This is a genomic window from Undibacterium sp. GW821-FHT07F11 (assembly GCF_059418665.1).
Genome location: NZ_JBWKQH010000007.1, coordinates 67855 through 93686, shown reverse-complemented (window position 1 = coordinate 93686; position 25832 = coordinate 67855). Strand labels below are relative to the sequence as shown.

Here is a 25832-nt window from a genome sequence, read left to right as displayed (position 1 = left end):
CAAATTGCAACTGAAATAGAAATTATTATCTCTGGGGACATTGTTTTAGCCTTACCTTGCAATATCTCAACACGATTCCTGAAAATATAAATCAGGGACGCCTTCAGTACTTCATCTGGTTTGCTAAATTATCAAGTGACAAAATCAGTGCTATCCTGCAAGAGCTGTTGCCACAGAATATTCCGTCCGACTTTTGTATTGGAGAACCGGTATGTTTTTTTCGTCGCTGCGCAGAAAACTCATCAGCATTTGTGTATCCATCGTAGTCATCGCCATGCTGGCCATGGTGGTGGCAAATTTCTTTACTACGCGCTCGCGTACCATGGATGCACTCAACAGCCAATTATTGCAACTGTCTGAAAGCCATGCGACAGCCATTACCGAATGGGTCAAATCCAAGCAGGCTGCCGTTGCCTCGCTAAAGCTGGCAGCAGAATTACCAGAACCGCTGGGGGCACTCAAGGCAGGTGAACAGGCCGGTGTGTTTGACATGGCCTATATCGGGTTTGCCGACAAACGTGCAGTCTTTTCGCAAGACCGCAAACGGGCTGCCGATTATGATCCGACTGCACGGCCCTGGTATATCAAGGCCAGCGAAGTTGGCGGGCCGATTATCACCGCCCCCTATATCGGTGCCAGCACAGGCAAACTGGTAGTCACCTTTGCCGACCCTATAGGCGGCAAGGGTAGCGTCAAGGCCGTGGTCGCTGCAGATGTCATGCTGGACGTGGTGACCAGCAATGTCGCATCGATCAAACCTACCCCTGCCAGTTTTGCGTTCTTGCTGGATGGCAGTGGCAAGATCATTGCTCATCCCAATGAGAAACTGACACTGAAACCGCTGAGCGAGCTTGATGCCAGTCTGACGACACAGGTATTGAACGCGACAGAAGCCTCTAAGACCAGTAGTACCATCCATCTCAACGGGCGCGAGGGCATGTTGTTCGTCACAAAAATTGCCGGTACTGACTGGTTGCTGGCTACCGTGCTTGACAGGGCAGAGGCGACCCAGGCATTGACGGCTATGCTGACCGCGTCCGCAGTCACAGCCATCATCGTGGTTGCACTGGCTGCCCTGATACTGACAGCACTGGTAGCACAAGCTTTGAAAAAATTGGAACTGGTGCGTGACGCCATGGCCGATATCGCTACCGGTGAGGGTGACCTGACCCGCCGCCTGGCTGCCGACGGTACGGATGAACTGGCACAAATCAGCGGGGCCTTTAACCGCTTTGTCGACAAGATCGCTGCAGTGCTGATCGACATACGCGCCACCAGTGGCTCGGTCAGGCTGGCATCTGGCGAGATTGCGGCGGGCAATGCAGACTTGTCTGCCCGCACTGAAAGCCAGGCCAGCTCCCTCGAAGAAACCGCATCATCGATGGAAGAGCTGACTTCTACCGTCAGGCAAAATGCCGACAATGCGCGTCAAGCCAATCAACTGGCGGCCTCTGCTGCCAATGTGGCAGGCAAGGGTGGTGATGTGGTCTCGCAAGTGGTGACCACCATGGTGTCGATCAAGGACAGCTCGCGCAAGATTGTGGACATCATCAGCGTCATCGATGGCATCGCCTTCCAGACCAATATCCTGGCATTGAATGCTGCAGTAGAAGCGGCCCGCGCTGGTGAACAAGGGCGCGGTTTTGCCGTAGTGGCATCCGAGGTGCGTAACCTGGCGCAACGCTCAGCTACGGCTGCCAAAGAAATCAAAACCCTCATTGATGATTCTGTTGTCAAGGTCGATTCGGGTGCACGCCTGGTTGATGAAGCTGGCCACACCATGGGCGAGATTGTCACCTCGGTCAAACAGGTGGCAGACATCATGAGCGAGATTACTGCCGCCAGCCAGGAACAAAGCTCAGGTATAGAAGAAGTCAACCGCGCCGTCACCGAGATGGATGAAATGACGCAGCAAAATGCCGCATTGGTGGAAGAAGCCGCTGCCGCAGCCGAGAGCCTGCAGGAACAGGCTGAACATCTTTCGCAAATTATCAGCATGTTCAAGCTTGACGATGGCAAGCAGGCCGTGGCAACCGTTGCCAGTGCCAGTGTGCCCAATAAGATCGCTGTCCGGGCAAAACCGGCAACGACCAGAATCGCACCTGCGGCCAGGATAGTTAAAGCCAGCCCTGTTGCAGGCAAGGGGAATGCGGTCAAGAAGGATGACGAGGATTGGAGCGAGTTTTAAAAATTGAGCAGCATGCGGTGTCTTACGGATTACCCCAGAAAATTTCGCATGCTTTAGTATTCCATCGACATCCTGCATCTTCGAGCATGTCGATAATTTGTTTGAGTTGGTCACCGCGCACGTGCTCGCCTACCAGGTGTTCATTTTTTCCAGACAATATCTGCTTGAGCTGCATGACAGTTAAGGAAGGTGGAAATAATGGTTTTAGTACGGAGAGTGTTCTGGCAGTGATATGGTCCGGACTATTGACAAAGACATCGACAAAAGGGTCACCGTGCTTGTATGAGAAAGACGGCAGTTCAACACATCCTGGCATGGAAAAATTGAATTCGTAGATATAGGGCAGGTACGCTGGTGCTATGGCAATGCCAGTATGTGTGATCGTGGCTTTCAATGTTATGTCTCCCTTGAGGGAAACGGATGTACCTGCTAAGCACGGAAAAAGTTGCTCTTCCAGTGGGTGAAGTGCTGCACGGCTGACCAGAATTCCTCGCTGCCAATTGTCAGGCTGGGTCGCTGCTTCATCTTCATACAAGCATACAAAATGACTTGAAATAACAAGATGGCCGGATATTTCTATCGGGTGACGATATTGCTCATAGCTGAGTTGCAGGACTTCGCTGACACGCATGACGTTTAATTCTTTTCGAATTCTTCCAATTCTTCTATGCGCCTTTTTGCACGTGCCTGCATGCAACTGATGTGCATGACATTGCGTATGGTGCCACCTATATTCTTTTGATAGACGGCATCGCAATCCGCCTCACGGAACTTGATCCAGGCGCGCTGGGCATTGACGAAAGATTTTTTCATGTCAGCGAAATTGCCGTCAGACGCATAGTCTTTTTCCATGCCTTTGAGTACACGCTGATACACCTGGTTCAGTTTCGCTTCCACTTTTTGTTGCTCTATCGAAGCGCATTCATTGATTTCCATGGTGTTGGATGCTTTGTTGCAATCAATGGCATGGGCGAAGCTGCTGGCGCAGGCCAGGGTGATGAAGCTGAGGAGTAAGCGCATGATGAAACCTTTCGTCAAGGGGGAGGTTCAAGGTCGGATTATAGTCTGGATTTAGTCTGGACTTTATGAATGTAACACCGCCTCATACACTGCCAGGTCCTCATCCGAAAAACAGCAAAAAGTCACTTCTTCAATAGAAGAACCCGACTCTGAACCAAATGCCCTGACCGTGTTGATTGCGACCCGCGCTGCCAGTTCTATGGGATAGCCATAAATCCCCGTGCTGATGCTGGGGAAGGCAATGCTGCGCAATTGTCTGGCCGCAGCCAGGTCCAGACTGTGACGATAGCAGGATGCCAGCAAGGCTGGCTCGTCCTGGTGGCCGTCTCGCCAGACCGGGCCTACGGTGTGAATGATGTGAGCGGCAGGCAAGCGATAGCCTTTGGTGATTTTTGCCTGACCAGTCTTGCAGCCACCCAACAAGCGGCATTCATGGACCAGGTCTGGTCCTGCAGCTCTGTGTATGGCGCCATCTACGCCACCACCTCCCAGCAAGGATGAATTGGCGGCATTGACGATGGCATCGACTTGCAGCTTGGTGATGTCGGCACGAATGGTGAGTATCTGTGGCATGGATGTGATAGGTGAATCGAAAATAAGTATAAAAATAGCATGAATGTGCAGAGCTGGTATCAAGCTGTTTCCTCTATGTGAGGGGCTAAGCTATGTCATTTTAATGGTATTTTGCAATCGTTGACTTGCAAAAAAGCAATTGCCTAATATGCTTGAAAGAAGTAAAACAATGAAATCCTGCTTTTCCTGATATGACATCTTTGGGAAATAAGCAAGGACGGGGTAAATGCCATGTAACGTATCGGTGCAAACTCCGGCTCTGCAGTGCCTTACTATAAAAATATCCAGGAGACAGGCAATGAAAATTCAAAATCTGAATATAGGGATACGTCTCGCCATGGGCTTTGGCCTGGTCATGTTGCTGGCGACGATTTCATCCGGGATAGGTTTATGGCGCTTGCAAGAAGTCGCTGACAGCACCCGTTCCATGATGCAGGAGCCGCTCAAAAAAGAGCGCATGACCGAAGAATGGTACCGGATTACCGTGGCCGGACTGAAACGCACATTGGCAATAGTAAAGAGCAGTGATGAATCGCTGGCAGAATATTTTACTAACGACGCCAAGGTATCTACTGCACGGAACAATGAAATTCAAAAATACATGGAAGAGCATATCGCCTTCCCTGAAGAGAAAAAACTGCTCGACAACATCATCGCTGTGCGCAAGCAGTATATTGCCTTGCGTGATCAGATCACCAAGCTGAAAAAAGATGGTCAGGCGGATGAAGCCGCAAAGCTGTTTGAAAAATTCATGCCTGTGTCAGATGCGTATCAAAAGAGTGAACTTGATTTTCTTGAATTCCAAAAAAAGGATGTGGATGATCTCAGTCAGGAAGTCGACACCATCGCCAGGAACAGTTTCATGCTGATCAGTGCGTTGATCATCTTGTTTATTATCCTGGGTAGCGCCTGTGCCTGGGTTTTGACCATAGGCATTACCCGGCCCATGCGCAATGCCTTGTCACTGGCACGCAGTGTAGCTGATGGTGATCTGACGACGAATATCGATGTCAAATCAACTGACGAAACCGGCCAGTTGATGCAGGCATTGAAGGACATGAATAATGGTTTGGAGAAAATTGTCAGTGAAGTGCGTAACAGCACAGACACCATCGTTGGTGCATCCACTGATATTGCCAATGGCAACATGGATTTATCTGCCCGCACCGAAAGCCAGGCAGGCTCGTTGGAAGAAACCGCTTCTTCCATGGAGGAGCTGACCAGTACCATGAAGCAGAATTCACAAAATGCCCGCGATGCCAATCAATTGGCGCATGCAGCATCTGATTCTGCCGTCAAAGGTGGGACGGTGGTGTCGCAGGTGGTGGTTACCATGGGGGCTATCAGCGATTCATCAAAGAAAATCGTCGATATCATCGCCGTCATTGATGGCATTGCGTTTCAAACCAATATCCTGGCCTTGAATGCGGCGGTGGAAGCTGCGCGGGCAGGTGAGCAGGGCAGGGGCTTTGCCGTCGTGGCTTCAGAAGTGCGCAACCTGGCGCAAAGATCAGCCAGTGCAGCGAAGGAAATCAAGGCCCTGATTTCTGATTCGGTCGAAAAAGTGGACGAGGGTGCACGCCTGGTGGACCAGGCAGGTGTGACCATGTCTGAGATAGTCGATAGTGTGGCAAAAGTGACGACCATCATGAATGAAATCAATGATGCCAGCAAAGAACAGTCTGCAGGCATAGACCAGATCAACAATGCCATCATACAAATGGATGGTGTCACCCAGCAAAATGCAGCTTTGGTAGAAGAGGCCGCCGCAGCGGCAAAAAGCCTGCAGGACCAGGCCAGCAATTTGTCGAATGTGGTCAGTATTTTTAAAGTGCAGCAGCAGTTCACTCAGGCTAACCCTGGCAGTTACGCATCGACACCAGGCAAGATGAGAAAAACCGACAAGAGGCTAGCATATAGGCCATGAACGGGCCTCTGAAATTATGCAATTTCCGGGTGCTGCTACAAGGCGTATTAATGTCCTTGTCGATGACACTCATGCTGCCCGCCTGTGCTGGTACGGAGATACATACTGCTGCCCAGGAAGCTTCTGAACCCAAGTACATCGCTATCGTCAATCCGCAAGGCAAGGCCGCAGTGGGCGGCATGTGTGTGGACATCATGCGTGCCATGGAAAAAGCGGACCCTGAGCTGCAATTTGTTGGTGATCAGATATGGCAACCGCGTGCCCGTATTGATGCCGGTCTCAAGGCGGGCAATATTGATGTCATCTGCGGTGTGCAACGCATAGCCCGCAATACCTCACAATATCAGTTTGCTGCAACGCCGCTGTTTTCTGTCAACTACCTGCTGGCCGTGCGGGCTGATGACCACATTGCCATAGAAGATTGGGACGACATACGCAAGCTGGGCAATGAAGGCATCATACTGGCCCTGCGCGGCTTTGGCATTGTCGATATCCTGACGCAAATGGGTGGCCTGAAGCTTGATGATACCGCTACATCTTCCATCTCCAATTTGAAGAAACTGCTGGCAGGGCGCGGACGTTTCTACTGTCACCGCTCACCCGGCATAGGCCTGGCGATACAGCAGGCTGGCCTGGAAGACAAGATCAGGCTCTTAAGCAAACCGCAACTGACAGAAAAATTCTACATGGGCATGGCAAAAACCATGCATCCTGATCTGGTCAAAAAAATAGGTGCGACGCTGGCTTTGCTAGAGAAAAATGGAGAATTAAAAAGAATATTCGAGCGCTATCAGGAGTAGTGTTTACCAGCCCCTTGAGCTGGTAAGTACATAATTTATTTGCTGGTTGCGGTTCTCAATTTGAATGTCTTTACGATGTCCAGCAAGGCCCTGTCTTTCTGGTCACCAAGATAGGGTGTAATCACCACATGGTTTCTTGGCTGCCTGGCGATTTTTTCTGGCGAATCATCCACTATCGTAATCTGGTCCAGCGTATATCCCTGACCCTGAATTTTTCTTAAGTCTTTGATGTAGACATAGCTGTTACTTTTAATGTCCACCCTTTGCACACAACGCTCGACCGACCAGGCAAACTTGACAGGGTAACGAGCACCAAAGACCTGCGCAACTACTGCATCTACGTATTCTCTTGATGACGACGACCATACTGCCAGATCATAATCTGCTGCCAGTTCTTCCAGCGTTTCTGCCAGAAAAGGACGCTGATACACAAAATAAGGTGGGAATGCAAATGCGGAGGGGTGGCCCAAATCTGTCATGCTTGCATGGACTAATGTTTCATCGAGATCGAAAACGATAAGCTGGCGTTGTTTGTTCAATTTCATATTTATCTTATGCCGCCTTTTGCAGATGCTGTTACCAACCCTTGACTATTACTACAGCATGATAGACCTGGCGATGGGGCCCGGCAAGCAGACAAGCTATCGTTGAGGACGACTGATAAAGAAAAACTGGTGCTATTCTGTTTCGCCGTCCTTGACGAAATGAGTTCAAATAAAAAATATGATAAATTGCGCTGCACTTGATGAAGTGCAGGCGCTGGCCACGCTTTAAGCTGATATGTCGATGCCAGCCTGGTGTTGCGTAATAAAGAAGGTGGATATTTTTGTTGAATAGCAAATCTCAAATTCGTTTTTGTAAAAGTCGGGACGGTACGACAATTGCTTTTTCTGTGACGGGAACAGGCCCACCATTGCTGTGGCTGACACTTCACTACACCGACAATGACTTGATTTCTCCCGGTCCTGCCAGCAAGCACTGGATGGATACGCTATCAACATTTTTTACCATCGTCAAATTCGACATGCGCGGATGCGGGCTTTCAGAACGCCAGCCCGGTAGCATGACTTTGGATGATTGGGTGGCAGATATCGAAGCCGTTGTGGATGCTGCAGGGCTGGAGCAATTTGCCATGATGACGGTTTGCACAGGCTCGTATGCTGCGATTGAATATGCTGCCCGCCATTCTGGGCGGCTGACTCGTCTGGTGATCTATGGCGGCTCGGTGCGCGGGCGCTTGCGGCGTGAATTGAGTGTGGCACAGCGTGAAGATGCGCTGTCTGCCTTGCAGGTATATGAATCTGGACTGGATGGGCGCAGCGAATTTGCGACCACTTTTCGCCAGGTTTTTACAGTCCAGTTTCTTCCTGATGCGACGCCAGAACAATTGGCGGCAATTGATGCCATCCTCAATGAACGCATGACTGGTGCGATTGCAGCACAAAGCGTGAGGGAATTTTATGGGCTGGATTTAAGTGAGCGAGCGCAATTGATACGTGTGCCAACTCTGGTTTTGCATGCGCTGCATGACGTACTGTATCCGCTATCGGAGGGGATGAAGCTGGCTGCACTCATACCAGCAGCGCGTTTTTTACCCGTTACATCGAATAATAATATGGTGCTGGAAGACGAGCCTGCATGGCTTTTGGTGCGTGAAACGGTGTTGACATTTCTTGACGTTGATCAGGGGAAAAATTTACGCAATGAGACTGTCACTTTGACGGTGCGGCAATGTGAAGTACTGCGGCATGTCGCCAATGGAAAAGCCGATAAGGAGATCGCACGAGTATTGTCACTCAGCCCGCGCACCATAGAAATGCATGTGGCAGGTGCCTTGAAGGCAATGGGTTGCAAGACACGCGCCGAAGCAGTTCATCATGCTGTCCAAAAGGGGCTGTTACCGCCTGAATGAGACCGTACCAGTTACGGTAAGGACTACCGTAATCCGGGGTACTACATACCGTAATAAGCACACTATGCATGTAGCAGGGCCAACCCTACACTGGTGACTCAATTTTTGCGACGCTGTGATTGTACGAGAGCGTAGCAAATTTTGTTGATGCCCATGCCTCTTATTCGGATTCATTCATGAAAAATCATCCAAAAAATTACCCGGAAAGTTACCCATTAAGCAGTAGTGAAAGAGAGCGCCACCGTCTGAAAATGCAGGCGCAAGCGCTGGTTCCTTTAAGTGAAAGAATGTTGGGCGGAGCTGGTATTGCACATGGCACGCAAATTCTCGAACTGGGTTGTGGCAGTGGGGAAATGACCTTGCTGCTGGCCGCTGCAGTTGGCTCCACTGGTAGTGTTGTAGCGATGGATAGCGACCCTGCGCAGATTGAGGCGGCGAAAGAAAAGATTGCGGATGCAGGTTTTTGTAATGTCGACTTTGTCTTGTCTGACCTGAACGACTTTGTACCTGAGCAGGTATTTGATGCCATTGTCGGGCGCTACTTCCTGCTCTACATCGCTGATCCTGAAGGTGCGCTGGCGCGCATGGTCCGGTGGGTAAAACCTGGTGGTGCACTGGCTTTCCTGGAAATGGATTTTTACCGGGGTGTGCGTAGCAGTATCTGGCCCCCAGTTGCTGCTGAGACAAATAGCGCCATTGAATTCATTGCCGATGTCATGCTGGATGCGGGCATCAATCCCCACATGGGAGTGAGGTTGCCAAGCATGCTGGCGCATTATGGAACAGTGCATGCCGAAACCGCCGCGCCGCTTCAGTTTGGTGCCAGCTCAATTGAACTTCCTTTGGAGGCAGTCAGATCTGTCATTCCTATGGCCAGGAAGCTGGGACGTAGTGACGCTTACCGGTATGACGTCGATGCCCTGATCGCTGCTGAACTGCAGGGGAGGGATTGCCGCACCGTGACCATGCCGCCGTTGTCTGTTGCTGCCTGGGTGCGTACCAGGTCTTGAACGAATTTTTAATATCTATATGGGGGAGAGAATTGAATAAAACATCAAAACCGGATATGCGCATTGAATACCTGGCAGACCATGCTGCATTGATCCCGGTGATTGCTACGTGGCTGCAATCAGAGTTTGGATATCTGGCACCGTCTGTCACGATGGAGCAAAGGGTTGCCCGCTTGCAGCAATCATTACAAAAAGGGGAATTGCCCATGACTTTGCTTGCCTTGTCTTCAGATGATCAGATTGCTGGTGTTGCCAGCATCCTCACGACTACCCTCACGCACAAGCATTTGACGCCCTGGTTGTCTACCGTATTTGTCCCGGCTGAATTGCGGGGACAGGGCATCGCCTCGGCACTATCTCTGCGTGCTGTGGAAGAGGCACGTGCCATGGGCTTTGATCATTTGCATTTGTTCACACCACACAATGAGTCGCTTTATGCACGTCTCGGCTGGCAGTTTATCGAGAAGGCCAGATTGGGCGATATGCCCGTTGCTGTCATGTCCAGGGCCACGGATATTGCCTGATGGTACAAATTGCAGATTTAAATGATTTGATTGCATTTTTAATAATATAAGTAAATACCTCTACAAAATTTGTAATAACTAATATTATTGTATAGAATGCGTTTCATGAGAACACAAACTATCACTACTGATCCTGCTGCTTGCTGGTTATTGCTGGTGCTGAGCCTGCCCACGAATAGCGCAACGGGGCGTATGCGTATCTGGCGCAATCTCAAGGCCCTGGGTTGTGGTTCCCTGCGTGACGGAGCTTATCTCTTGCCCTTTGGCGACCTGCAGCAGCAAGCACTGCAGGATTTGTCTGAGGAAACTTTGCGTGAAGGTGGCAGCGCCTGGTTATTGCATGTCTGGGCGCAAACTGAGGACGAAAACCTGGCCTTCCAGGCCCTGTTTGACCGCAGTGGCGAATATGCAGCCTGGCTGCAAACCCTGGCAGATACACGCCCCGGTTTGAGCAATTTAAAGCCGCAAGAAATTACCAAGCTCTTGCGCAAGATGCGGCGCGAATATGAGGCTTTCAAAAGCATAGATTACTTCCCCGGTGATGGCAGTAACACGCTTGAAGCTGCATGGATGGATTTCATGCATGCGGCAGAGAGTCTGTTATCAGTCGGTGAACCGCAGGCTGTGCAGGCGGCTATCAAGACATTGGCAATCGATGACTACCAGGGCCGTACCTGGGCTACCCGCCAGCACCTGTGGGTGGACAGGGTGGCCTGTGCCTGGTTGATACGTCGCTTCATCGACAAGCGGGCGCGCTTTGCCTGGCTGGAGTCCGTTACTGATTGTCCGCCAGATGCGCTGGGTTTTGATTTTGATGGCGCGGCATTTACCCACATCGGCGAGCGTGTCAGTTTCGAGGTCTTGCTGGCCAGTTTTGATCTGGAGGGCGACCGTGGCTTGCAACGTCTGGGTGCCATGGTGCATGTGCTGGATGTGGGTAATGGCTTTGTGCCCGAAGCCAGCGGCTTTGAAGCCATGCTGGCCGGTGCCAGACCAAACGCCCGTGACGATGATGATTTGCTGGACAAGATGAGCGTGGTGCTGGATGCCCTCTACCAGCATTTTTCTCAAGTGCAGCCAAGTACAACATAAAAGGTGCCAGCTATGAGCCAGAGCCAGCCTGATCCCAATCCAGTCATCATCGAGAACGCACCAGTTTATACGCTGTGGCAAATGGTACTTTACATGCTGCGCCTGGGTGCGCTGGGCTTTGGTGGCCCGGTGGCGCTGGTGGGTTATATGCAGCGCGACCTGGTTGAGCAGCGCGGCTGGATTTCGCCAGCCGATTACAAAGAGGGCCTGGCGCTGGCACAACTGGCCCCCGGCCCGCTGGCGGCACAGCTGGGTATCTATATGGGTTATGTACATTACCGCATCTGGGGTGCAACCCTGGCAGGCATTGCCTTTGTGTTGCCGTCCTTTTTGATGGTGGTGTTACTGGGCTGGGCTTATGTCAGTTATGGCGGCCTGGCCTGGATGCAGGCAGTGTTTTATGGCGTCGGTGCTGCAGTGGTTGGCATCATCGTCATGAGCACCAAAAAGCTCACGCAAAAAAGCATAGGCAAGGACAAGCTGTTGTGGGCCATTTATCTCTTGCTGGCAGCACTGACCTTTATTACCGAGACAGAAATCGCCTGGCTGTTTATCGCCGCTGGCGTACTGGTCTGGCTGTTGCGTGCGCCACCGGCATGGCTGGGGCGCGGCAAACTGCATAGCCTGACGCTGCTGCAGTTGCCTGTGATAGGCAGCATGTTGACGACGCAGGACGCATCGCTGTTGACGCAGATCGCCATCTTCTTTACCAAGGCCGGTGCCTTTGTATTTGGCTCTGGCCTGGCGATTGTGCCTTTCCTGTACGGTGGCGTGGTGACTGAGCATCACTGGCTGACGGACAAGCAGTTTGTCGATGCGGTCGCGGTTGCCATGATCACGCCAGGACCAGTGGTCATCACGGTGGGTTTTATCGGCTATCTGGTAGCCGGCCTGCCGGGCGCGACGGTGGCCGCACTGGCGACATTTTTGCCCTGCTATCTGTTCACCGTCATCCCTGCACCTTATTTTAAAAAATATGGCAAGTTGCCCGGCGTGATTGCTTTTGTTGATGGCATTACAGCCGCAGCCATAGGGGCGATTGCCGGTTCTGTGCTGGTGATTGCCAGACGCTCGATATTGGATGTGCCGACGGCAGCCATTGCCCTGGTCAGTATCTTCTTGTTGTGGAAGGTCAAGAAATTGCAGGAACCTGTCATCGTTGCGGCCGCAGCGGTTCTGGGCTTGGTCATTTACCCCTTGCTTCACTCTTAAAGGAGTCAAAAATGGAACAAACGGAACAAACAAGGCAAACCGTCAGCGTTGCCGAATTCATGCGCGAGCTAAGCACTGCCAATCCACCAGCGGTCATCGATGTGCGCAAACGCCCGGCCTTTGAAGCTGACACCCTGCAAGTCGTTGGTGCAGTCTGGCTGGATCCTGAAAAAGTGACTAGCTGGGCACCGGCACTGACACAGCAACAGAATGTCGTCGTGTACTGCATCAAGGGACATGAGGTTGGCATCAACTGCGCCAGCGCATTGAACGAAGCGGGTATTGCTGCACGATATCTGGAAGGCGGGCTGGAAGCCTATAAACAGGCAGGCGGCATGCTTGCCAGGCGCACTGCATAGAAGTAGTTTTGAGGTTGAGGGAGAACAATCATGCAATGGATTACCCGTGAACGACCCAAGATAGACCGCATTGCCTGTCCCTGGCTGATCATGCATTTCATCGACAGGGATGCAGAATTTTTATATGTGGCTAATACCGATGTCTTGCGCATTGCGACAGAAACCGGTGCCATACCTTATGACATACCTGGTGTGGAATTAAGCCATGTCGGCGACTTGTGCAGCTTTGATGCCTTCCTGAAGAAATACTCACTGGCTGATCCTGCCTTGCAAACCCTGGCGACCATTATCCGTGGAGCAGACACTGGCAAGCTGGATTTGACGGCGCAATCGGCGGGTCTGTATGCCTTGTCGCTGGGTTTGTCAAAAACTTTTGCAGATGATCACGTCATGCTTAGCCACGGCATGGTGATGTATGACGCGCTGTATGCGTGGTGCCAGCATTGTCAGGCAGAAGCGCATCAATGGCCACCAGTGATGAACTGAAGCAGGAGTTAGCTGCGGCGTCCTTTGCGGGTGGTCACTTCACCTGGCTGGACGCCGGGCTTTTTTCGAACTGGGCATTGCCCACATACTTGAGATACTTGACGTTGCCCTTGGCGTCTGCCATCTGGTAATACTCGCCTATATGCAGGGTGGGTAATTCGTCATTCAGGGCCAGCATTTTTTCTGTCGTCACATAATGCACGCTGCCATTCTTGGCATCCAGCCGGTAGACCTTGCCATCTGGCGTTGTCAGGAGTTGGTAACGTGTACCTGACCAGCCACCATCGCAGGCAGGAAGGGCAAACAAGGCAAACAAGATCATGATGACGGAGAGAATGCGGGTCTGCTTCATGCGTACTCCTGAATTATTTTGTCATGGGCGGTCTTTGATTTCTGCAGTTCCTTGTGCAGTTTGACATGTGATTGAAATCGCAATAATGGAATATAAGACAATATTATTCAATTAGCAATTTATTTTTCTATATTCTTGCTTGCATCTCCGATTCAGCTAGCTTGCTTGTGGAAAATAAATACTGATTTGCAGGCGAACAGGAAGGCGGGCAGGCAGGCGTTTCATTGACAGCAGATGCAGTAGAAAGAATGGGTTTTGTGCAGGGTTTTATAGAGCGTAGATTAAATTGCCAGATTAAAAATAACTCTGTAGCATTCGGCGGCAATAATGTTGATGCAAATGGCAACAACGCCAAAATTTTACATCACAGTTTTTTATCTCACAGCTTTTATCCCCTTTCTACAGAATCTACCTTCATGGCAAACATCAATATCAAACTGTCCCAAACCGTTGTTACCACCAATTATCAGCAACTCATCAAGTCACCTCCTACCAATGGCACGCTGGGTACTTTATTCGATGTGTTTCCCAAGCTGGGTGCAAGCTGGGCAAGGGACCATCAGTATTACACCTCTTTTGACTTTACAGGCAGCAGGGTGGTTTTTGGTTTTCCTGACGGTGCAAGCACGACTTATAACGGTGTGATCCTGGCTAATCCCAATGCGCTTTCAGGTACCGGTACGGCGACGAATCTGCAGATATATGGCAATGGTCTTTTATCGATCAACCAAACTGGCAGATTTGATTTTGATTACACAAATACCCCTGTCAGCGGCGGCGGTTACTCTGTCAACATCAAGCCGACCACAACACTGCTTAATTCCATGTCGGTTTCTACCCTGACCCCTAGTTATAGTCCCAACTATGATACGGTAACGGGCAATGTGACGATCAACGTGCAGGGGGCTATCCGGGGTGATACCAGTGGCAATAGTACCGGCACCGTCAGCAAAATCACTGCAAGTGCAGACAAGTTCATCAGTTCTGCGACACTGGATGGCAGTTTTAATCTGTCTTCCAATTCCACCACGGTGGCTCAGGGCCTGACCAAGTCTGTCGTTACCGGGACCATGACTTCTTCTGTGACCGAATACCGTGACGGTAGCTTCAACCGCATCACTGGCGTTTCCATGAATGTAGCTGCCAACCAGCAGATAGATGAAAAACTGCTGGCCGATGAATCCCTGTTTGGAGGGGCAGATGTTATTAGCGTCGATTTACCTGCCACCATGTATTCCGATTACCTGATCGCTTCAGGTGCAGGTGCTGACCTGATCACCGTCAATGGCGGCGGTGGCCGTTTGCATGTCAATGCTGGCAGTGGCAATGACGCCATTAATGTTGGCACTGGCAACCATAATATCGATGGCGGCACGGGCATGGACACGGTCATCATGGCAGGAAATGCCAGCAATTTTGCGATTACCCCGGTTGGCGCGGCATTCCAGTTACGCGTCAAATCCAATGGTGATATTGATAGTCTGTTCAACGTCGAACGTCTGCAGTTTTCTGACAAGAGCATCGCGCTGGACGTCAGTGGCACAGCAGGCCAGGCATATCGCCTGTACCAGGCAGCATTTGGCCGCAAGCCTGACCTGGAAGGACTGGGTTACTGGATTAAAGATATGGACAAGGGTTCCAGCCTGACGACCGTGGCGGCAGGTTTCTTCCAGTCTGCTGAATTTCAAAAACTGTATGGTGCCAATCCATCGACCACCACGCTGATCACCAACTTCTACCAGAACGTCTTGCACCGTGCGCCAGACCAGGCCGGTTTCGATTACTGGAATAATCAGTTAAGCAAAGGCCAGATCACAGCGGCCGGTGCACTCGCCAGTTTCTGTGAAAGTGCCGAGAACCAGGCGCAGGTCATAGGCACGATACAAAACGGCATAGAATTCAAGCTGTGGCTGGGTTGAGTTTGCTAGCGTCTTAAAAGTTTGTTTTCCCGTCTGTATTGCGCTCATTGCTGGGTGAAATACAGACCAGGAAAACTCTAAGCTTGCTTCGCATCCGCATACCGCCTTTGCCATTCATCCGCCACATCGCCCATGGTCTTGTGATCACCATTGATGATCCATGCCATGAAGCCACGGTCGAGCTTGCATTCGGTACCGCATTCTGCGCTTAAAAAACGCCTGACGTTTTGGGTGTTTTTGTACTCTTTATCGACGACGGTAGCGCGTGATATTTCAAGGCTGTGCCAATCTGTTTTCATGCTTTATTCCTTTTGATGTAGCGTTCAATTCTTCATGAGTTCTACTGACTCCGCTCCTCATTTTCTCCCAATCGTCGAGGAACTACTTCCTTTCCTGCACTTTCAAGAAACTGCATGTGACCTGCAGCGTCACGTGACCTGATCCATAGATGAAAGAAAATACCGGCAAGTAAAAAAATGATGCCGCATAGATAGTAGAGCGCGAGCATATATCCGAAGCCACCATCAAACTGCAATGCTGGAAAAACCAGTGGCAGCACGAAGCAACATAGGCCGAGAACATACAACAACATGGCCGTTATGGAGATTGCTGGTTTTTTCAAAGGACTAGACATACGAAGAATTTTGGGCATCGTTTATTTGGCCGTTCATAAACTCACGACCAAATCCGGATCAAATTTCTCATTCTCCATCCTGCCATTATGCAAAGGATAGCCGCAAGGGTTGCAGATGACGCGGCACTTGCCTAGCTGGTAGTCAAAGCTGTCATGCGTGTGACCGTGTATCCACAGATCAGCTTTATGTGCCAGTGCGTCGAGTTCAGAAGCAAAGGCGGCGGATAGCAAGTCATCTGCATAACGTGATGATACTGACTGTATCGATGGAGCCATATGACTGACGACGACAGTGCGACCCTGGAAGGGGGTATCCAGCCGTTTGTTGAGCCAGGATTTTTGCCTGGCATGAATGAGAGCCGTATCATCAGCGGCGAGTTTGCGGTAGCCTTGTTCAGCCAGGGTAATGCGTTGGTAGTCGGGCATCAGGTCTGCTGCTTCTGTCATGGCGAAGTAGCGTTGTTCTGCGCCGAACAGACAGAAATCCGTCCATAAGGTTGCACCCAGAAAGCGTATGTCACCCATCTGGTATTCACGGGCATTGAGGAAATGCACATTCTCCGTAGCCTCGCAGGCACTGGCAACATCGGCCTGCATTTCTTCCAGATTTTTGCCATAGGCTTCATGATTGCCATGCACATATAGCACCGGGATGCCAGCAAACTGTTGCGCGGCCCAGGCGACAGCCTTGCTGCCGGTATGGATATCGCCAGCCAGCACAACCACATCAGGCTGGCTGATGGCTGGATCACTCTGTGGTGCAGTATCACCCCAGGCTTCAAGGTGCAAGTCGGACAGGATTTGTATGCGCATGGGAGCAAGGCGTATAGTATTGATTTTGCATTATACAATTCAACCAGGCAGTTTATTATCCTGCCTCAACTAACCGTCAGAGCATGTCCGAACTCGTTGTCCTCACCACTTACTTCAACCCTTGCCGCTACGCCTCGCGCAGGGAAAATTATGATGTCTTCATGCAGGGCATGCGGGCGGCAGGGGTGACCTGTATTACGGTGGAATGTGCCTTTGATGATGCACCGTTTGAATTGCCAGCGGCTGTGGATGTCTTGCAACTGCGCTCAAGCACCTTGCTGTGGCAAAAAGAGAGACTGCTGAACCTGGCGGCTTCATGGCTGCCTGCCAGTTGCCGCTATGTGGCTTGGCTGGATTGTGACATTGTGTTTGAGAACAAGCACTGGGCAAAAGAGCTGGTGACGGTGTTGCAGCAATATCCGGTGGCGCAAGTGTGGGAAAGTTGTCTTCGCCTGGAGCAGGATGGCAGTGCCGGAGCGACACCAGACCGGGTTAGTTCCTTCGCCGCTGTCATGCAGGCGCAGCCAGCGACCCTGCACGCCGGGCGCTATGATACGCATGGGCATACAGGTTACGGCTGGGCCATGCGGCGCAGCCTGTTTGACAGTGTTGGCCTGTATGAGGCGGCAATATCGGGCAGTGCTGACCATTTCATGGCACATGCGATTTATGGCGACTATAACTTTTGCATACAAAATGCCCTGAAACATGACCATGCCCAGATCGCCCATCTGCAAGCCTGGGGCCAGCGGTTTCATGAGCAGGTGCAGGGTGGGCTGGGAGTCGTGCGAGGTGAGATACGTCACCTGTGGCATGGTGAAGCCCAGCACAGGCGCTATTTTTTGCGCATGCATGAAATCACTGATCTCGGTTTTAACCCATGGACAGATTTGAGCGTGCGTGCAGGTCAGCCACTGGAGTGGCATGCGGATATGCGCAAACCCGATTTGCGCCAGTATTTTGTCGATTATTTTCAATCCCGTCGTGAAGACGGCGAAGTCCATCAAGAGGTAGCTCATGCCTGACGTGAATATCAACAATGCCACGACCATAGACCCGTCACTGCCAGACATGCAACTGGCCTTGCAAGGCTTGCAGAATTCTCTGCACGCCATGCAGACCGAAATCGCCCGGCAAACCATTGCACTGGAACAGTTGCAAGCAGGCAGACGGCAATTGCTGGAAAGCCAGGTCGCGCGCTTGTTGCCAGATTTTTCCGGCGCTACCCTGGATGCTCTGGTGCTGGCTTGCCCCGGTTTTGTGGATGACATGGTACGTGCCACATTCAGGGAAAATCGCAAGATACTTGGCCTGTTTGCCCGCCCCGGTGCAACGACTTCGCTGACGACCTTGAAAATACGCCTGGCTTTTTTCCTGGATACGCAAAAGGGTGCAGATCTGCGCAATGTGGATGAGCAAATTGCCAACGCCAATGAAGAGAAGCAGCAACTGGAAAAACTGCGCTATGAAACCCAGGCAGCCATCAAGACGCTGGAGAAATACCAGGCCAGCGGGCAGGCTGTTCCGGCTGAGGTGCAAGCCTATATCCGCCAACTGGCAGAACGGGCACGCCAGATTGCGGCAAGACAGGTGGGTGGGCCTGCTGACAATAGCAGCACTGAATACGATAACAGCAGCTACGACAGCCATATCAGCAATACGGCTTTTCCCTGGCTATATTTCAGTCAGGATATCAGTCACAATTTTGACTACGAGCCTGCCGCCAGACCGCATGGTCAGGAAGAAGCCCAGCACCAGTCTGATGCGTCCGCTGCGCCTGTCAACTGTGTAGCAGACGCATCAAGCATACCCGGCTCTACAGACCAGTTGGCTTGCCGTACTGACGATACTCTGGGGGCTTATTCCTGAATTGTAGAATTTGGTAGAAAGTGCCTGGAATGCGTCTTGCACGGGCCTGGAATACCACGCTTTATCGAAATTATGATTTGTCATCAATGACTCGAATGCTAATATTGTCTTTGGGATTCATTCACTATTTCGAAAGATATGTCGCCCTCCCGACTATTTCGTTTTCGTAATATCACCCTGAAAACCCGCCTGACTGTGGCGGTGGCGATATTCTTTGTCCTGTCCCTGGGTTTGCTGTATGTGCTGGCTTCAACTATATTTGAAAGCGCACTTGAAAAACTCATCGTGGCCAGGCAATCCAGCCTGATAGCCAATGTAGCCAATGAAATTGACCATAAAGTCGAACTCAGAAAAAATGCCTTGATCCGCCTGGCCAGCGACCTGGGTTCTGACGATATCGCCCATGAAAAAATCCAGAACTTTCTGGAGCGTTATCATAGCCTGGATGGCTTATTTGATAACTTGGCCGTGTTTGATTTACGGGGCGACTTGCTGGCCAATCTGGATAATCCAGATACACGAGGGCAGATCAACGTTAGTGGCCGCGACTATTTTAAAAAAGCGCTTGAACAAAAAAGAATCACTATTTCTGCCCCTTTAAAAAGTGGCATATCCGGGCGCCCCCTGGTAGTGATTTGTGTGCCAGTTTTTGACCCTGGTGGTCACATGTTATTGGTGCTGATGGGTACTATAGAATTGATACAGGACAGCTTTCTGGCTGATCTGGCGACGGCCAAAATTGGTGATCAGGGTTATTTCTACGTCTTGACTACCGAAGGGACATTTGTCACACATCCTGATCACAGACGCATATTGAAAAGCAGCCGTGACTTGCCAGACAAAAGTCAGATACCTGCAAGTGCCTTTGCCGGATTGGAAGGTAATCTGACCACTAATGACAATACTGAAGACGAAGCCATATTATGCTACCGCCGCCTGAAATCGGTTGATTGGCTGATTGCCGGTGTGTATCCCACCAATGAAGCATTCAGCGTCGTCGCAAAAGTCAGAAGGGAAGCAGCCATGCTCGGCCTGGCCTTGCTGCTGATCTTGCTGTTACTGGTTTGGTGGTTCATGTACTGGCAACTCGCACCGCTGCAAAAATTGCGTGACAAGGTCAATAATGCAGACGCCAATATGCTGGTGGCGCAAGCAAATAAAAGATATCCCAAGGACGAGATTGGCGACCTGGCCAAGGCATTTGATGATGCCATGATCAAGCGCAGGGACGCAGAGGCTGCCCTGAGCGCCAGTGAAAAGAAACTGCGCCTTATTGCTGACAATATGTCGGCCTTTATTGCCTATGTCGATTATCAGGAAAAATATACCTTCGTCAATAAACGTATCGAACATTTGTTTGGTCTGACAGCGCAGCAGACCATAGGAAAAACCATCAAGGAAATTTCTACACCTGAGTTTTATCGCCACACCAAACCTTATGTGACCCAGGTACTGAATGGTGAGTGGACATGTTTTGAACGGCGTGCAGAGCGCTATGGTTACTGGGAATGGGACAGGGTGACTTATGTACCGGACTTTAACAAATCCGGGCAGGTCGATGGTTTTTTTGTGCTGGTGGAAGACGTTACCGAATTCAAGCGCGTGCAAGATGATTTGATGCGCAGTGAAAAACGTGTGCGTACCATTACCGACAATGTACCCGCGATGATAGCCTATGTCGATGCCAATGAGCGCTATCAATTCTGTAACCGTAATTATGGTTTGATCCCCGGTCTTGATCCTGCCCATCTGTTAGGGAAAACTGTTGCCGAGGTATTTGGCGAACAATCCTACCTGGAATTGAAGGGCAACATGGAGCGGGCTCTGCACGGTGAAAAAGTATCCTTTGAGCGCTATGCACCCGAGCGTGATATCAAGCGATTTTTGCAGTATGAGTATGTACCCGATATCAATGCCGAAGGTGCGACCCTGGGTTATTATTCCATGGTCATCGATATCACTGCACGCAAGGAAGCAGAGTTGAAACTGGCAACCAGCGAAGGTTTGCTACGCACCATTGCCGACAACATCCCGGCCTTTGTCAGTCTTATTGACAGCGAGGATCGCTATCAATTTGTGAACCGGCCTTATGAAACCTGGTTCGATCTGCCCTTGTCAGAGATACGCTGCCAGCCGGTTTTATCGCTCTTGTCCGGTGCCATGCAGCAGGAACATCACGTTCATTACAAACTGGCGATGGCTGGTGAAAAAACAGAATTTGAAACCGAGATCACCGTGGCTGGCAAGACTGGCCATTACCATGCCACCTATGTCCCGCAATATGATGACAGTGGCAAAGTGGTAGGGGTCAACACCCTGGTCAACGATATCAGTGACGCCAAGGCAGTGGAAAGACAATTGCTGGCCCTGGCAAGGTTTGACACCCTGACCGGTCTGCCCAACCGCAACCAGATCAATGAAAGAATGGAACAGGCCAGCGCCCGTTCACAACGCACGGGCCGCTTGATGGCGATGATGTTCCTGGATGTTGACAAGTTCAAGAGTATCAACGACAGCCTCGGTCACCATGCCGGTGACCTGGTCTTGCAGGAATTTGCCAGCCGCCTCAAGCATTGCATACGTCAGACCGACCTTGCAGGCCGCCTGGCGGGCGATGAATTCGTCATCGTGCTGGAAGGCCTGAACATGCACAGCGAAGCTGACATGGTCGCGAGCAAGATCGTGCAAGCCATGACCACGCCTTTTGACATAGAAGGCAAACCCCTGATGGTGACCACCAGCATAGGTGTGGCGATTTCGTCAGAACATAACTCCAACGCTGGCGAGATGTTGAAGAAAGCGGATGAAGCCCTGTACCTGGCCAAGAAGGCAGGGCGGAATAATTTCAAGGTCTTGCAGTTGGAGTGAGGGCTGTATCGGGTTTTGTACCGGCGAGGGGACAGGTTTCGCTTGAATATTCATGCATTCGTCTTGCTGATGAAACCCGTCCCCATCACTTTTTTACTCTTTGTTCTTCAACAACTCAAGTATGCTGGAAAAATCCTTGCCGCCAGCACCCGCTTTGCTATGTATGCCATACAGGTTGCGCACTACTTCGCCCAGCGGGATGCTGGAATTGGTACCCAGTGCCGCCTCGGTTGCCAGGCCCAGGTCTTTGAGCATCAGGTCTACTCCAAAGCCGCCGGTGTAGCCGCGTGATGCGGGGGCGGTTTCCATGACGCCGGGGTAGGGGTTATATAGTTCCAGCGCCCAGTTGCGGCCTGAGCTTTTGCTCATGATGTCGGACAGGACTTTGGGATCAAGCCCGTTCGCTACGCCCAGCGCCAGTGCTTCAGCCGTGCCTGCCATCAGTATGCCGAGCAGCATGTTATTGCAGATTTTGGCGGTTTGCCCGGTACCGTGTTCACCAGCGTGAAAGATATTCTTGCCCATGGCGTTCAGCACTGGACGGGCGCGTTCGAGATCGTCTGTACTGCCGCCAACGATGAAGGTCAGTGTGCCTGCCGCTGCGCCTGCTGTGCCACCTGAGACTGGAGCATCGACCATTGCCAGCCCGCGTGAGGCTGCGACCTGTGCGACTTTCTTGGCAGATTGTGGGGCGATGGTGCTGCAGTCTATGACCAGTGCGCCATTGGCGATGTGGGCGAGTATGCCGTCGTCGCCGAGGTAGAGGCTTTCTACATGGCGGCTGGCTGGCAGCATGCTGATGACAATGTCTGCGCCTTCTATGGCTTGCTTTGCGTTGCCTGCGGCCAGTGCGCCGGCATCTGCCAGCGTTTTCAGGGCGACAGGGGAGAGGTCGAAGACGGTGAGTGGGTAGCCTGCCTTGAGCAGGTTAAGTGCCATGGGTGCGCCCATGTTGCCGAGGCCGATGAAGGCGATTTTGGATGGGTTTGACATGGTTTATCTCCTAGTTTTAGTCTGTTCTTTATATCGCATGGCGCGTAGGTTTGGCCGGGTTTGTAGGTTGGGCTACGGTTTATCAGCCCAACCTACGAATTGCAGCTTCATTGCATACTTACGCAGCTCTTTTTTGAGTATTTTCAATCACACCCAAATCCCGCAATGGATGCTGCTCTGCGTCCCAAAGGCGCGCAAAATATCGCTCACCATCTTGCGGCTGCAATGCATTCAAGCTATCAGGCAACCACTGCGGTTTCTGATCCTTGTCCACAATCAATGCCCGTATGCCTTCCGCAAAATCATGGCCCTGCGCGCAGGCTAGCGCTGCCACCAGTTCCATGCGGAAGATTTCTGCCAGCGACAAATGCTTGCCTCTTTCCTGCAAGGCGTGCGCCAGCCAGGCAGAGGTCGGGCTGCCTTTTTGCAGGCTGGTGACGGCTTTTTGCAGCCACACATCGTCGTTTACTACGCTCATATCAAGCTGACAGATATTGCTGATGATGGTGCTCAGGTCAGCAGCGCTGCACAATTGATTGATGAGATCAAAATGCTGACGCAAAGGTCCGGCACTACTGACTACATTGGCATTGCGTTGCTGCTCATGCAGGATATGGCTCAGGCGCAGGTGGTTGCTCAGGTTATTGTTGTCTGCCTGCCTGCTCCATTCGCAGGCTTGCAGGCGGGCCAGTAGTTCTGCCTTGCTTTCGTGTGGCAATTGCAGGTCTGCCAGCTTCACAAATACGACATCGCTGGCATTGATGTTCGCACCCGTCAGTGCCAGGAACAAACCCAGTTTGCCCGGCATGCGGTTCAGGAACCAGGTGCCGCCTACATCGGGGAACAGGCCAATCGCAATCTCAGGCATGGCGAGACGGGATTTTTCTGTGACGACGCGGTGGCTGGCACCAGCCATCAAGCCTATGCCACCACCCATGACGATGCCGTGGCCCCAGCATAATATGGGTTTGCGGTAAGTATGAATTTGATAGTCGAGGCGGTATTCCTGTTCAAAAAAATCCAGGGCATAGGAATTGCCCAGCAAGTCGTCTTTTTTGTCGGATGCATGATGTTCGCGCATGCTGGCATACAGGTTTTGCAAGTCGCCGCCTGCGCAAAAAGCTTTTTCTCCAGCGGCTTGCAAGACCACCATGGCGATGCTGCCGTCTTCGTCCCAGGCTTGCAATTGCTTGCCCAGTAATTGCACCATCTCTTTGGAGAGGGCATTCAGGGTTTTTTCTGAATTGAGGGTGGCGACACCCAACTGCATGCCGTTGGCGGCAGGCAGGGTGTGGAACAGGACAGGGGCGTCGCTCATGCATTCCTCCACACGGGTGGACGTTTTTCCAAAAAGGCAGTGACGCCTTCTTTTTGATCAGCGGTATCAAACAGGGCCAGGAAGGCTTCGCGTTCTTGTGGCAGCACGGTGTTCATGGGTTGCTGGCGTGCGCCCTGTATGAGTTGCTTGCATGCCTTGACGCTGCTGGGGCTTTGTTTGCCTACCTGTTTGGCCAGGGCCAGTGCGTGGTCGAGTGCGCCGCCGGTGGCGACGACTTCTTCTACCAGGCCTATGCGCAGGGCGGTAGCAGCATCGATACGTTCGCCGCACAGTATCAGGCGCTTGGCCCAGCCTTCACCGACCAGCCAGGCAAGATTTTGCGTGCCGCCAGCGCAGGGCAGCAAGCCGACTGCAGCTTCTGGCAAGGCCATCTGCGCCTGGGTTTCGGCAATGCGCAAATCGCAGGCCAATGCGCATTCCAGGCCTCCACCCATGGCATAGCCATTGATGGCAGCGATGGAAACACCGCGGAAGCGGCTCAGGGTTTCAAATGCTTCACCAAAGCGGCGTGCCATGTCCAGTGCCACGGCCTTGTCGCCATCGGCAAACAGCTTCAGGTCTGCCCCGGCAGAAAAGAATTTCTGGCCTGAGCCTGTGATGACGAGGCTATAGATATCTGCATCGGCATTGAGGTCATTGACGAGTTGCGTCAATGCCTGCAAACCCGCAGCAGTCCAGGTATTGGCGGGTGGATTGGCCAGGGTCACCAGGGCAGTGTGGCCTATGATTTCGCATTGCAGATTGGTGTAGTTACTATAATTTTTGTGGTGGCTCATAAAAATTCCTCGCTTGCGGGTTGGTTTAGCATGTGGCGGGCGACGATGACGCGCATGATTTCATTCGTGCCTTCGAGTATCTGGTGCACCCTGACATCGCGCAGGAAACGCTCCAGCGGGTATTCGCGTATATAGCCGTAACCGCCATGGATTTGCAGGGCTTCATTGCAGACGGCAAAGCCGGTGTCGGTTGCCAGGCGCTTGGCCATGGCGCAATACACCGAGGCATTGTCAGCCTTGCTGTCGAGCTTGCTGGCCGCGAGACGCACCATCTGGCGGGCCGCGACCAGCTCGGTTTGCATGTCGGCGAGTTTGAATTGCAGCACCTGAAAGTCAGACAGTTTTTTCTGGAACTGCATGCGCTCATTCATATACGCTTGCGCGCTATTGAGTGCCGATTGCGCCGCACCGATGGAGCAGGTGGCGATGTTGATGCGGCCACCATCCAGGCCACGCATGGCAATGCGAAAGCCTTCGCCTTCTTCACCCAGCAAGTGGCTGCGCGGTATGCGTACCTGGTCAAAATTCACAGTGCGGGTGGGTTGGCTGTTCCAGCCCATCTTGTCTTCTTTCTTGCCGTAGCTGATACCTGGCAATTCTGCTGGTACCGCAAAGGCAGAGATACCGCCAGCACCATCGCCGCCAGTGCGCGCCATGACGACCAGCATATTGGTGGCACCCGCGCCTGAGATAAAGGCTTTGCTACCGTCGACGATATAGCTGTCGCCATCAAGGCGAGCACTAGTGCGCAGTGATGCCGCGTCAGAGCCTGAGCCGGCTTCGGTCAGGCAATACGAGGCCAGTTTCTTGCCTGCGGCCAGTCTGGGCACCCATTCCTGCTGTACCTCTGGCGTGCCCCAGTTGGCGATCATCCAGCTTGCCATATTGTGGATGGTGATGTAAGCCGTGGTCGAAGGGCAGGCGCGCGCCAGCTCTTCAAAAATGATTGCTGCATCCAGCCGCGTCAGACCCAGCCCACCCAGCTCTTCTGGCACATACAGCCCGCAAAATCCCAGCTCCCCGGCATGGGCGATAACGTCCAGCGGGAAGTGGGAAGTGGCATCCCAATGCGCGGCTTGCGCCGTCATTTCATGGGCGGCGAAGCTGCGGGCAGATTGCTGGTAGGCGCGCTGGTCTTCACTAAGATCGAAGTCCATGATGGCCTC

25 protein-coding genes are annotated in these 25832 nt (G+C 51.9%); 14 read left to right on the top strand and 11 right to left on the bottom strand.

What is annotated here, in order from left to right:
- Positions 1–211: 211 nt before the first annotated feature.
- Positions 212–2188 carry a methyl-accepting chemotaxis protein gene (locus tag AC07OI_RS18235; RefSeq protein WP_495258180.1) on the top strand — a complete coding sequence of 659 codons (1977 nt, stop codon included), beginning with the start codon at positions 212–214 and terminating at the stop codon, positions 2186–2188.
- Between the two features lie 22 nt (positions 2189–2210).
- Here AC07OI_RS18235 and AC07OI_RS18230 read toward each other — a convergent pair whose 3' ends face one another.
- The 3 genes from AC07OI_RS18230 to AC07OI_RS18220 form a co-directional block, all read right to left on the bottom strand.
- Complete coding sequence (locus AC07OI_RS18230) at positions 2211–2819, bottom strand: hypothetical protein (protein ID WP_495258179.1); 609 nt, start codon at positions 2817–2819, stop codon at positions 2211–2213.
- A gap of 5 nt (positions 2820–2824) precedes the next feature.
- Positions 2825–3208, bottom strand: coding sequence for a lysozyme inhibitor LprI family protein (locus AC07OI_RS18225; RefSeq protein WP_492707838.1), 384 nt, complete (start codon positions 3206–3208; stop codon positions 2825–2827).
- A gap of 63 nt (positions 3209–3271) precedes the next feature.
- The gene (locus tag AC07OI_RS18220; RefSeq protein WP_495258178.1) at positions 3272–3781 is read right to left on the bottom strand and encodes an O-acetyl-ADP-ribose deacetylase; all 510 of its coding nucleotides are present in this window, start codon (positions 3779–3781) and stop codon (positions 3272–3274) included.
- A 298-nt stretch (positions 3782–4079) separates the two neighbouring features.
- On the opposite strand from AC07OI_RS18220, the gene AC07OI_RS18215 reads away from it, so the two are divergent.
- Complete coding sequence (locus tag AC07OI_RS18215) at positions 4080–5708, top strand: methyl-accepting chemotaxis protein (RefSeq protein WP_495258177.1); 1629 nt, start codon at positions 4080–4082, stop codon at positions 5706–5708.
- Positions 5705–6508 carry a substrate-binding periplasmic protein gene (locus tag AC07OI_RS18210; protein WP_495258176.1) on the top strand — a complete coding sequence of 268 codons (804 nt, stop codon included), beginning with the start codon at positions 5705–5707 and terminating at the stop codon, positions 6506–6508. The genes AC07OI_RS18215 and AC07OI_RS18210 overlap by 4 nt, the downstream gene beginning before the upstream one ends.
- 35 nt (positions 6509–6543) lie before the next feature.
- Here AC07OI_RS18210 and AC07OI_RS18205 read toward each other — a convergent pair whose 3' ends face one another.
- Positions 6544–7053: an HAD family hydrolase gene (locus AC07OI_RS18205; RefSeq protein WP_495258175.1), complete on the bottom strand. Its 510-nt coding sequence runs from the start codon at positions 7051–7053 to the stop codon at positions 6544–6546.
- Between the two features lie 284 nt (positions 7054–7337).
- Between AC07OI_RS18205 and AC07OI_RS18200 the strand changes: the two genes are divergently transcribed.
- The 7 genes from AC07OI_RS18200 (at position 7338) to AC07OI_RS18170 (ending at position 13103) form a co-directional block, all read left to right on the top strand.
- Positions 7338–8420, top strand: a complete 1083-nt coding sequence (locus AC07OI_RS18200) for an alpha/beta fold hydrolase (protein ID WP_495258174.1) — start codon at positions 7338–7340, stop codon at positions 8418–8420.
- 176 nt (positions 8421–8596) lie between these two features.
- Entirely contained in the window at positions 8597–9430 is an 834-nt protein-coding gene (locus tag AC07OI_RS18195) for a class I SAM-dependent methyltransferase (RefSeq protein ID WP_495258173.1), read from the top strand.
- Positions 9431–9462: 32 nt separating this feature from the next.
- Positions 9463–9954 carry a GNAT family N-acetyltransferase gene (locus tag AC07OI_RS18190; protein WP_492707856.1) on the top strand — a complete coding sequence of 164 codons (492 nt, stop codon included), beginning with the start codon at positions 9463–9465 and terminating at the stop codon, positions 9952–9954.
- Positions 9955–10059: 105 nt separating this feature from the next.
- Entirely contained in the window at positions 10060–11046 is a 987-nt protein-coding gene (locus AC07OI_RS18185) for a chromate resistance protein ChrB domain-containing protein (protein WP_495258172.1), read from the top strand.
- Between the two features lie 12 nt (positions 11047–11058).
- Positions 11059–12258, top strand: coding sequence for a chromate transporter (locus AC07OI_RS18180; RefSeq protein WP_495258171.1), 1200 nt, complete (start codon positions 11059–11061; stop codon positions 12256–12258).
- 11 nt (positions 12259–12269) lie between these two features.
- Positions 12270–12617, top strand: a complete 348-nt coding sequence (locus tag AC07OI_RS18175) for a rhodanese-like domain-containing protein (RefSeq protein ID WP_495258170.1) — start codon at positions 12270–12272, stop codon at positions 12615–12617.
- A 30-nt stretch (positions 12618–12647) separates the two neighbouring features.
- Positions 12648–13103, top strand: a complete 456-nt coding sequence (locus AC07OI_RS18170; protein WP_495258169.1) for a chromate resistance protein ChrB domain-containing protein — start codon at positions 12648–12650, stop codon at positions 13101–13103.
- 34 nt (positions 13104–13137) lie between these two features.
- On the opposite strand, the gene AC07OI_RS18165 is transcribed toward AC07OI_RS18170, so the two are convergent.
- A complete protein-coding gene (locus AC07OI_RS18165; RefSeq protein WP_492707865.1) occupies positions 13138–13455 on the bottom strand; it encodes a hypothetical protein in 318 nt (105 codons plus the stop codon).
- A 416-nt stretch (positions 13456–13871) separates the two neighbouring features.
- On the opposite strand from AC07OI_RS18165, the gene AC07OI_RS18160 reads away from it, so the two are divergent.
- Positions 13872–15374: a DUF4214 domain-containing protein gene (locus AC07OI_RS18160; protein WP_495258168.1), complete on the top strand. Its 1503-nt coding sequence runs from the start codon at positions 13872–13874 to the stop codon at positions 15372–15374.
- A gap of 77 nt (positions 15375–15451) precedes the next feature.
- Here AC07OI_RS18160 and AC07OI_RS18155 read toward each other — a convergent pair whose 3' ends face one another.
- On the bottom strand, positions 15452–15673 hold the full coding sequence (locus tag AC07OI_RS18155) for a DUF6434 domain-containing protein (RefSeq protein ID WP_495258167.1): 222 nt from the start codon (positions 15671–15673) through the stop codon (positions 15452–15454).
- A 368-nt stretch (positions 15674–16041) separates the two neighbouring features.
- Positions 16042–16821 (bottom strand): metallophosphoesterase, encoded by a 780-nt coding sequence (locus AC07OI_RS18150; protein ID WP_495258166.1) that lies wholly within the window; start codon positions 16819–16821, stop codon positions 16042–16044.
- Between the two features lie 83 nt (positions 16822–16904).
- Between AC07OI_RS18150 and AC07OI_RS18145 the strand changes: the two genes are divergently transcribed.
- From AC07OI_RS18145 to AC07OI_RS18135, 3 genes are all read left to right on the top strand, one after another.
- Positions 16905–17846, top strand: coding sequence for a glycosyltransferase family protein (locus AC07OI_RS18145; RefSeq protein WP_495258165.1), 942 nt, complete (start codon positions 16905–16907; stop codon positions 17844–17846).
- Positions 17839–18690, top strand: coding sequence for a hypothetical protein (locus AC07OI_RS18140; RefSeq protein ID WP_492707877.1), 852 nt, complete (start codon positions 17839–17841; stop codon positions 18688–18690). Before AC07OI_RS18145 ends, AC07OI_RS18140 begins: the two co-directional genes overlap by 8 nt.
- Before the next feature lie 138 nt (positions 18691–18828).
- Positions 18829–21558, top strand: a complete 2730-nt coding sequence (locus tag AC07OI_RS18135; RefSeq protein WP_495258164.1) for a sensor domain-containing diguanylate cyclase — start codon at positions 18829–18831, stop codon at positions 21556–21558.
- A 93-nt stretch (positions 21559–21651) separates the two neighbouring features.
- On the opposite strand, the gene mmsB is transcribed toward AC07OI_RS18135, so the two are convergent.
- From mmsB to AC07OI_RS18115, 4 genes are all read right to left on the bottom strand, one after another.
- Entirely contained in the window at positions 21652–22551 is a 900-nt protein-coding gene (gene mmsB, locus AC07OI_RS18130) for a 3-hydroxyisobutyrate dehydrogenase (RefSeq protein WP_495258163.1), read from the bottom strand.
- Positions 22552–22669: 118 nt separating this feature from the next.
- Positions 22670–23869, bottom strand: a complete 1200-nt coding sequence (locus AC07OI_RS18125; protein WP_495258162.1) for an enoyl-CoA hydratase/isomerase family protein — start codon at positions 23867–23869, stop codon at positions 22670–22672.
- Positions 23866–24666 (bottom strand): enoyl-CoA hydratase, encoded by an 801-nt coding sequence (locus tag AC07OI_RS18120; RefSeq protein ID WP_495258161.1) that lies wholly within the window; start codon positions 24664–24666, stop codon positions 23866–23868. Before AC07OI_RS18120 ends, AC07OI_RS18125 begins: the two co-directional genes overlap by 4 nt.
- Positions 24663–25823 (bottom strand): acyl-CoA dehydrogenase family protein, encoded by a 1161-nt coding sequence (locus AC07OI_RS18115; protein ID WP_495258160.1) that lies wholly within the window; start codon positions 25821–25823, stop codon positions 24663–24665. Before AC07OI_RS18115 ends, AC07OI_RS18120 begins: the two co-directional genes overlap by 4 nt.
- Positions 25824–25832: the final 9 nt, after the last annotated feature.

Coding starts and splice junctions, on each gene's coding strand:
- AC07OI_RS18120 (WP_495258161.1), bottom strand. CDS start 24,666: ATGAGCCACCACAAAAATTATAGTAACTACACCAATCTGCAATGCGAA.
- AC07OI_RS18145 (WP_495258165.1), top strand. CDS start 16,905: ATGTCCGAACTCGTTGTCCTCACCACTTACTTCAACCCTTGCCGCTAC.
- AC07OI_RS18230 (WP_495258179.1), bottom strand. CDS start 2,819: ATGCGTGTCAGCGAAGTCCTGCAACTCAGCTATGAGCAATATCGTCAC.
- AC07OI_RS18115 (WP_495258160.1), bottom strand. CDS start 25,823: ATGGACTTCGATCTTAGTGAAGACCAGCGCGCCTACCAGCAATCTGCC.
- AC07OI_RS18175 (WP_495258170.1), top strand. CDS start 12,270: ATGGAACAAACGGAACAAACAAGGCAAACCGTCAGCGTTGCCGAATTC.
- AC07OI_RS18125 (WP_495258162.1), bottom strand. CDS start 23,869: ATGAGCGACGCCCCTGTCCTGTTCCACACCCTGCCTGCCGCCAACGGC.
- AC07OI_RS18225 (WP_492707838.1), bottom strand. CDS start 3,208: ATGCGCTTACTCCTCAGCTTCATCACCCTGGCCTGCGCCAGCAGCTTC.
- AC07OI_RS18160 (WP_495258168.1), top strand. CDS start 13,872: ATGGCAAACATCAATATCAAACTGTCCCAAACCGTTGTTACCACCAAT.
- AC07OI_RS18205 (WP_495258175.1), bottom strand. CDS start 7,053: ATGAAATTGAACAAACAACGCCAGCTTATCGTTTTCGATCTCGATGAA.
- mmsB (WP_495258163.1), bottom strand. CDS start 22,551: ATGTCAAACCCATCCAAAATCGCCTTCATCGGCCTCGGCAACATGGGC.
- AC07OI_RS18235 (WP_495258180.1), top strand. CDS start 212: ATGTTTTTTTCGTCGCTGCGCAGAAAACTCATCAGCATTTGTGTATCC.
- AC07OI_RS18185 (WP_495258172.1), top strand. CDS start 10,060: ATGAGAACACAAACTATCACTACTGATCCTGCTGCTTGCTGGTTATTG.
- AC07OI_RS18170 (WP_495258169.1), top strand. CDS start 12,648: ATGCAATGGATTACCCGTGAACGACCCAAGATAGACCGCATTGCCTGT.
- AC07OI_RS18155 (WP_495258167.1), bottom strand. CDS start 15,673: ATGAAAACAGATTGGCACAGCCTTGAAATATCACGCGCTACCGTCGTC.
- AC07OI_RS18195 (WP_495258173.1), top strand. CDS start 8,597: ATGAAAAATCATCCAAAAAATTACCCGGAAAGTTACCCATTAAGCAGT.
- AC07OI_RS18165 (WP_492707865.1), bottom strand. CDS start 13,455: ATGAAGCAGACCCGCATTCTCTCCGTCATCATGATCTTGTTTGCCTTG.
- AC07OI_RS18150 (WP_495258166.1), bottom strand. CDS start 16,821: ATGCGCATACAAATCCTGTCCGACTTGCACCTTGAAGCCTGGGGTGAT.
- AC07OI_RS18215 (WP_495258177.1), top strand. CDS start 4,080: ATGAAAATTCAAAATCTGAATATAGGGATACGTCTCGCCATGGGCTTT.
- AC07OI_RS18140 (WP_492707877.1), top strand. CDS start 17,839: ATGCCTGACGTGAATATCAACAATGCCACGACCATAGACCCGTCACTG.
- AC07OI_RS18220 (WP_495258178.1), bottom strand. CDS start 3,781: ATGCCACAGATACTCACCATTCGTGCCGACATCACCAAGCTGCAAGTC.
- AC07OI_RS18180 (WP_495258171.1), top strand. CDS start 11,059: ATGAGCCAGAGCCAGCCTGATCCCAATCCAGTCATCATCGAGAACGCA.
- AC07OI_RS18210 (WP_495258176.1), top strand. CDS start 5,705: ATGAACGGGCCTCTGAAATTATGCAATTTCCGGGTGCTGCTACAAGGC.
- AC07OI_RS18135 (WP_495258164.1), top strand. CDS start 18,829: ATGTCGCCCTCCCGACTATTTCGTTTTCGTAATATCACCCTGAAAACC.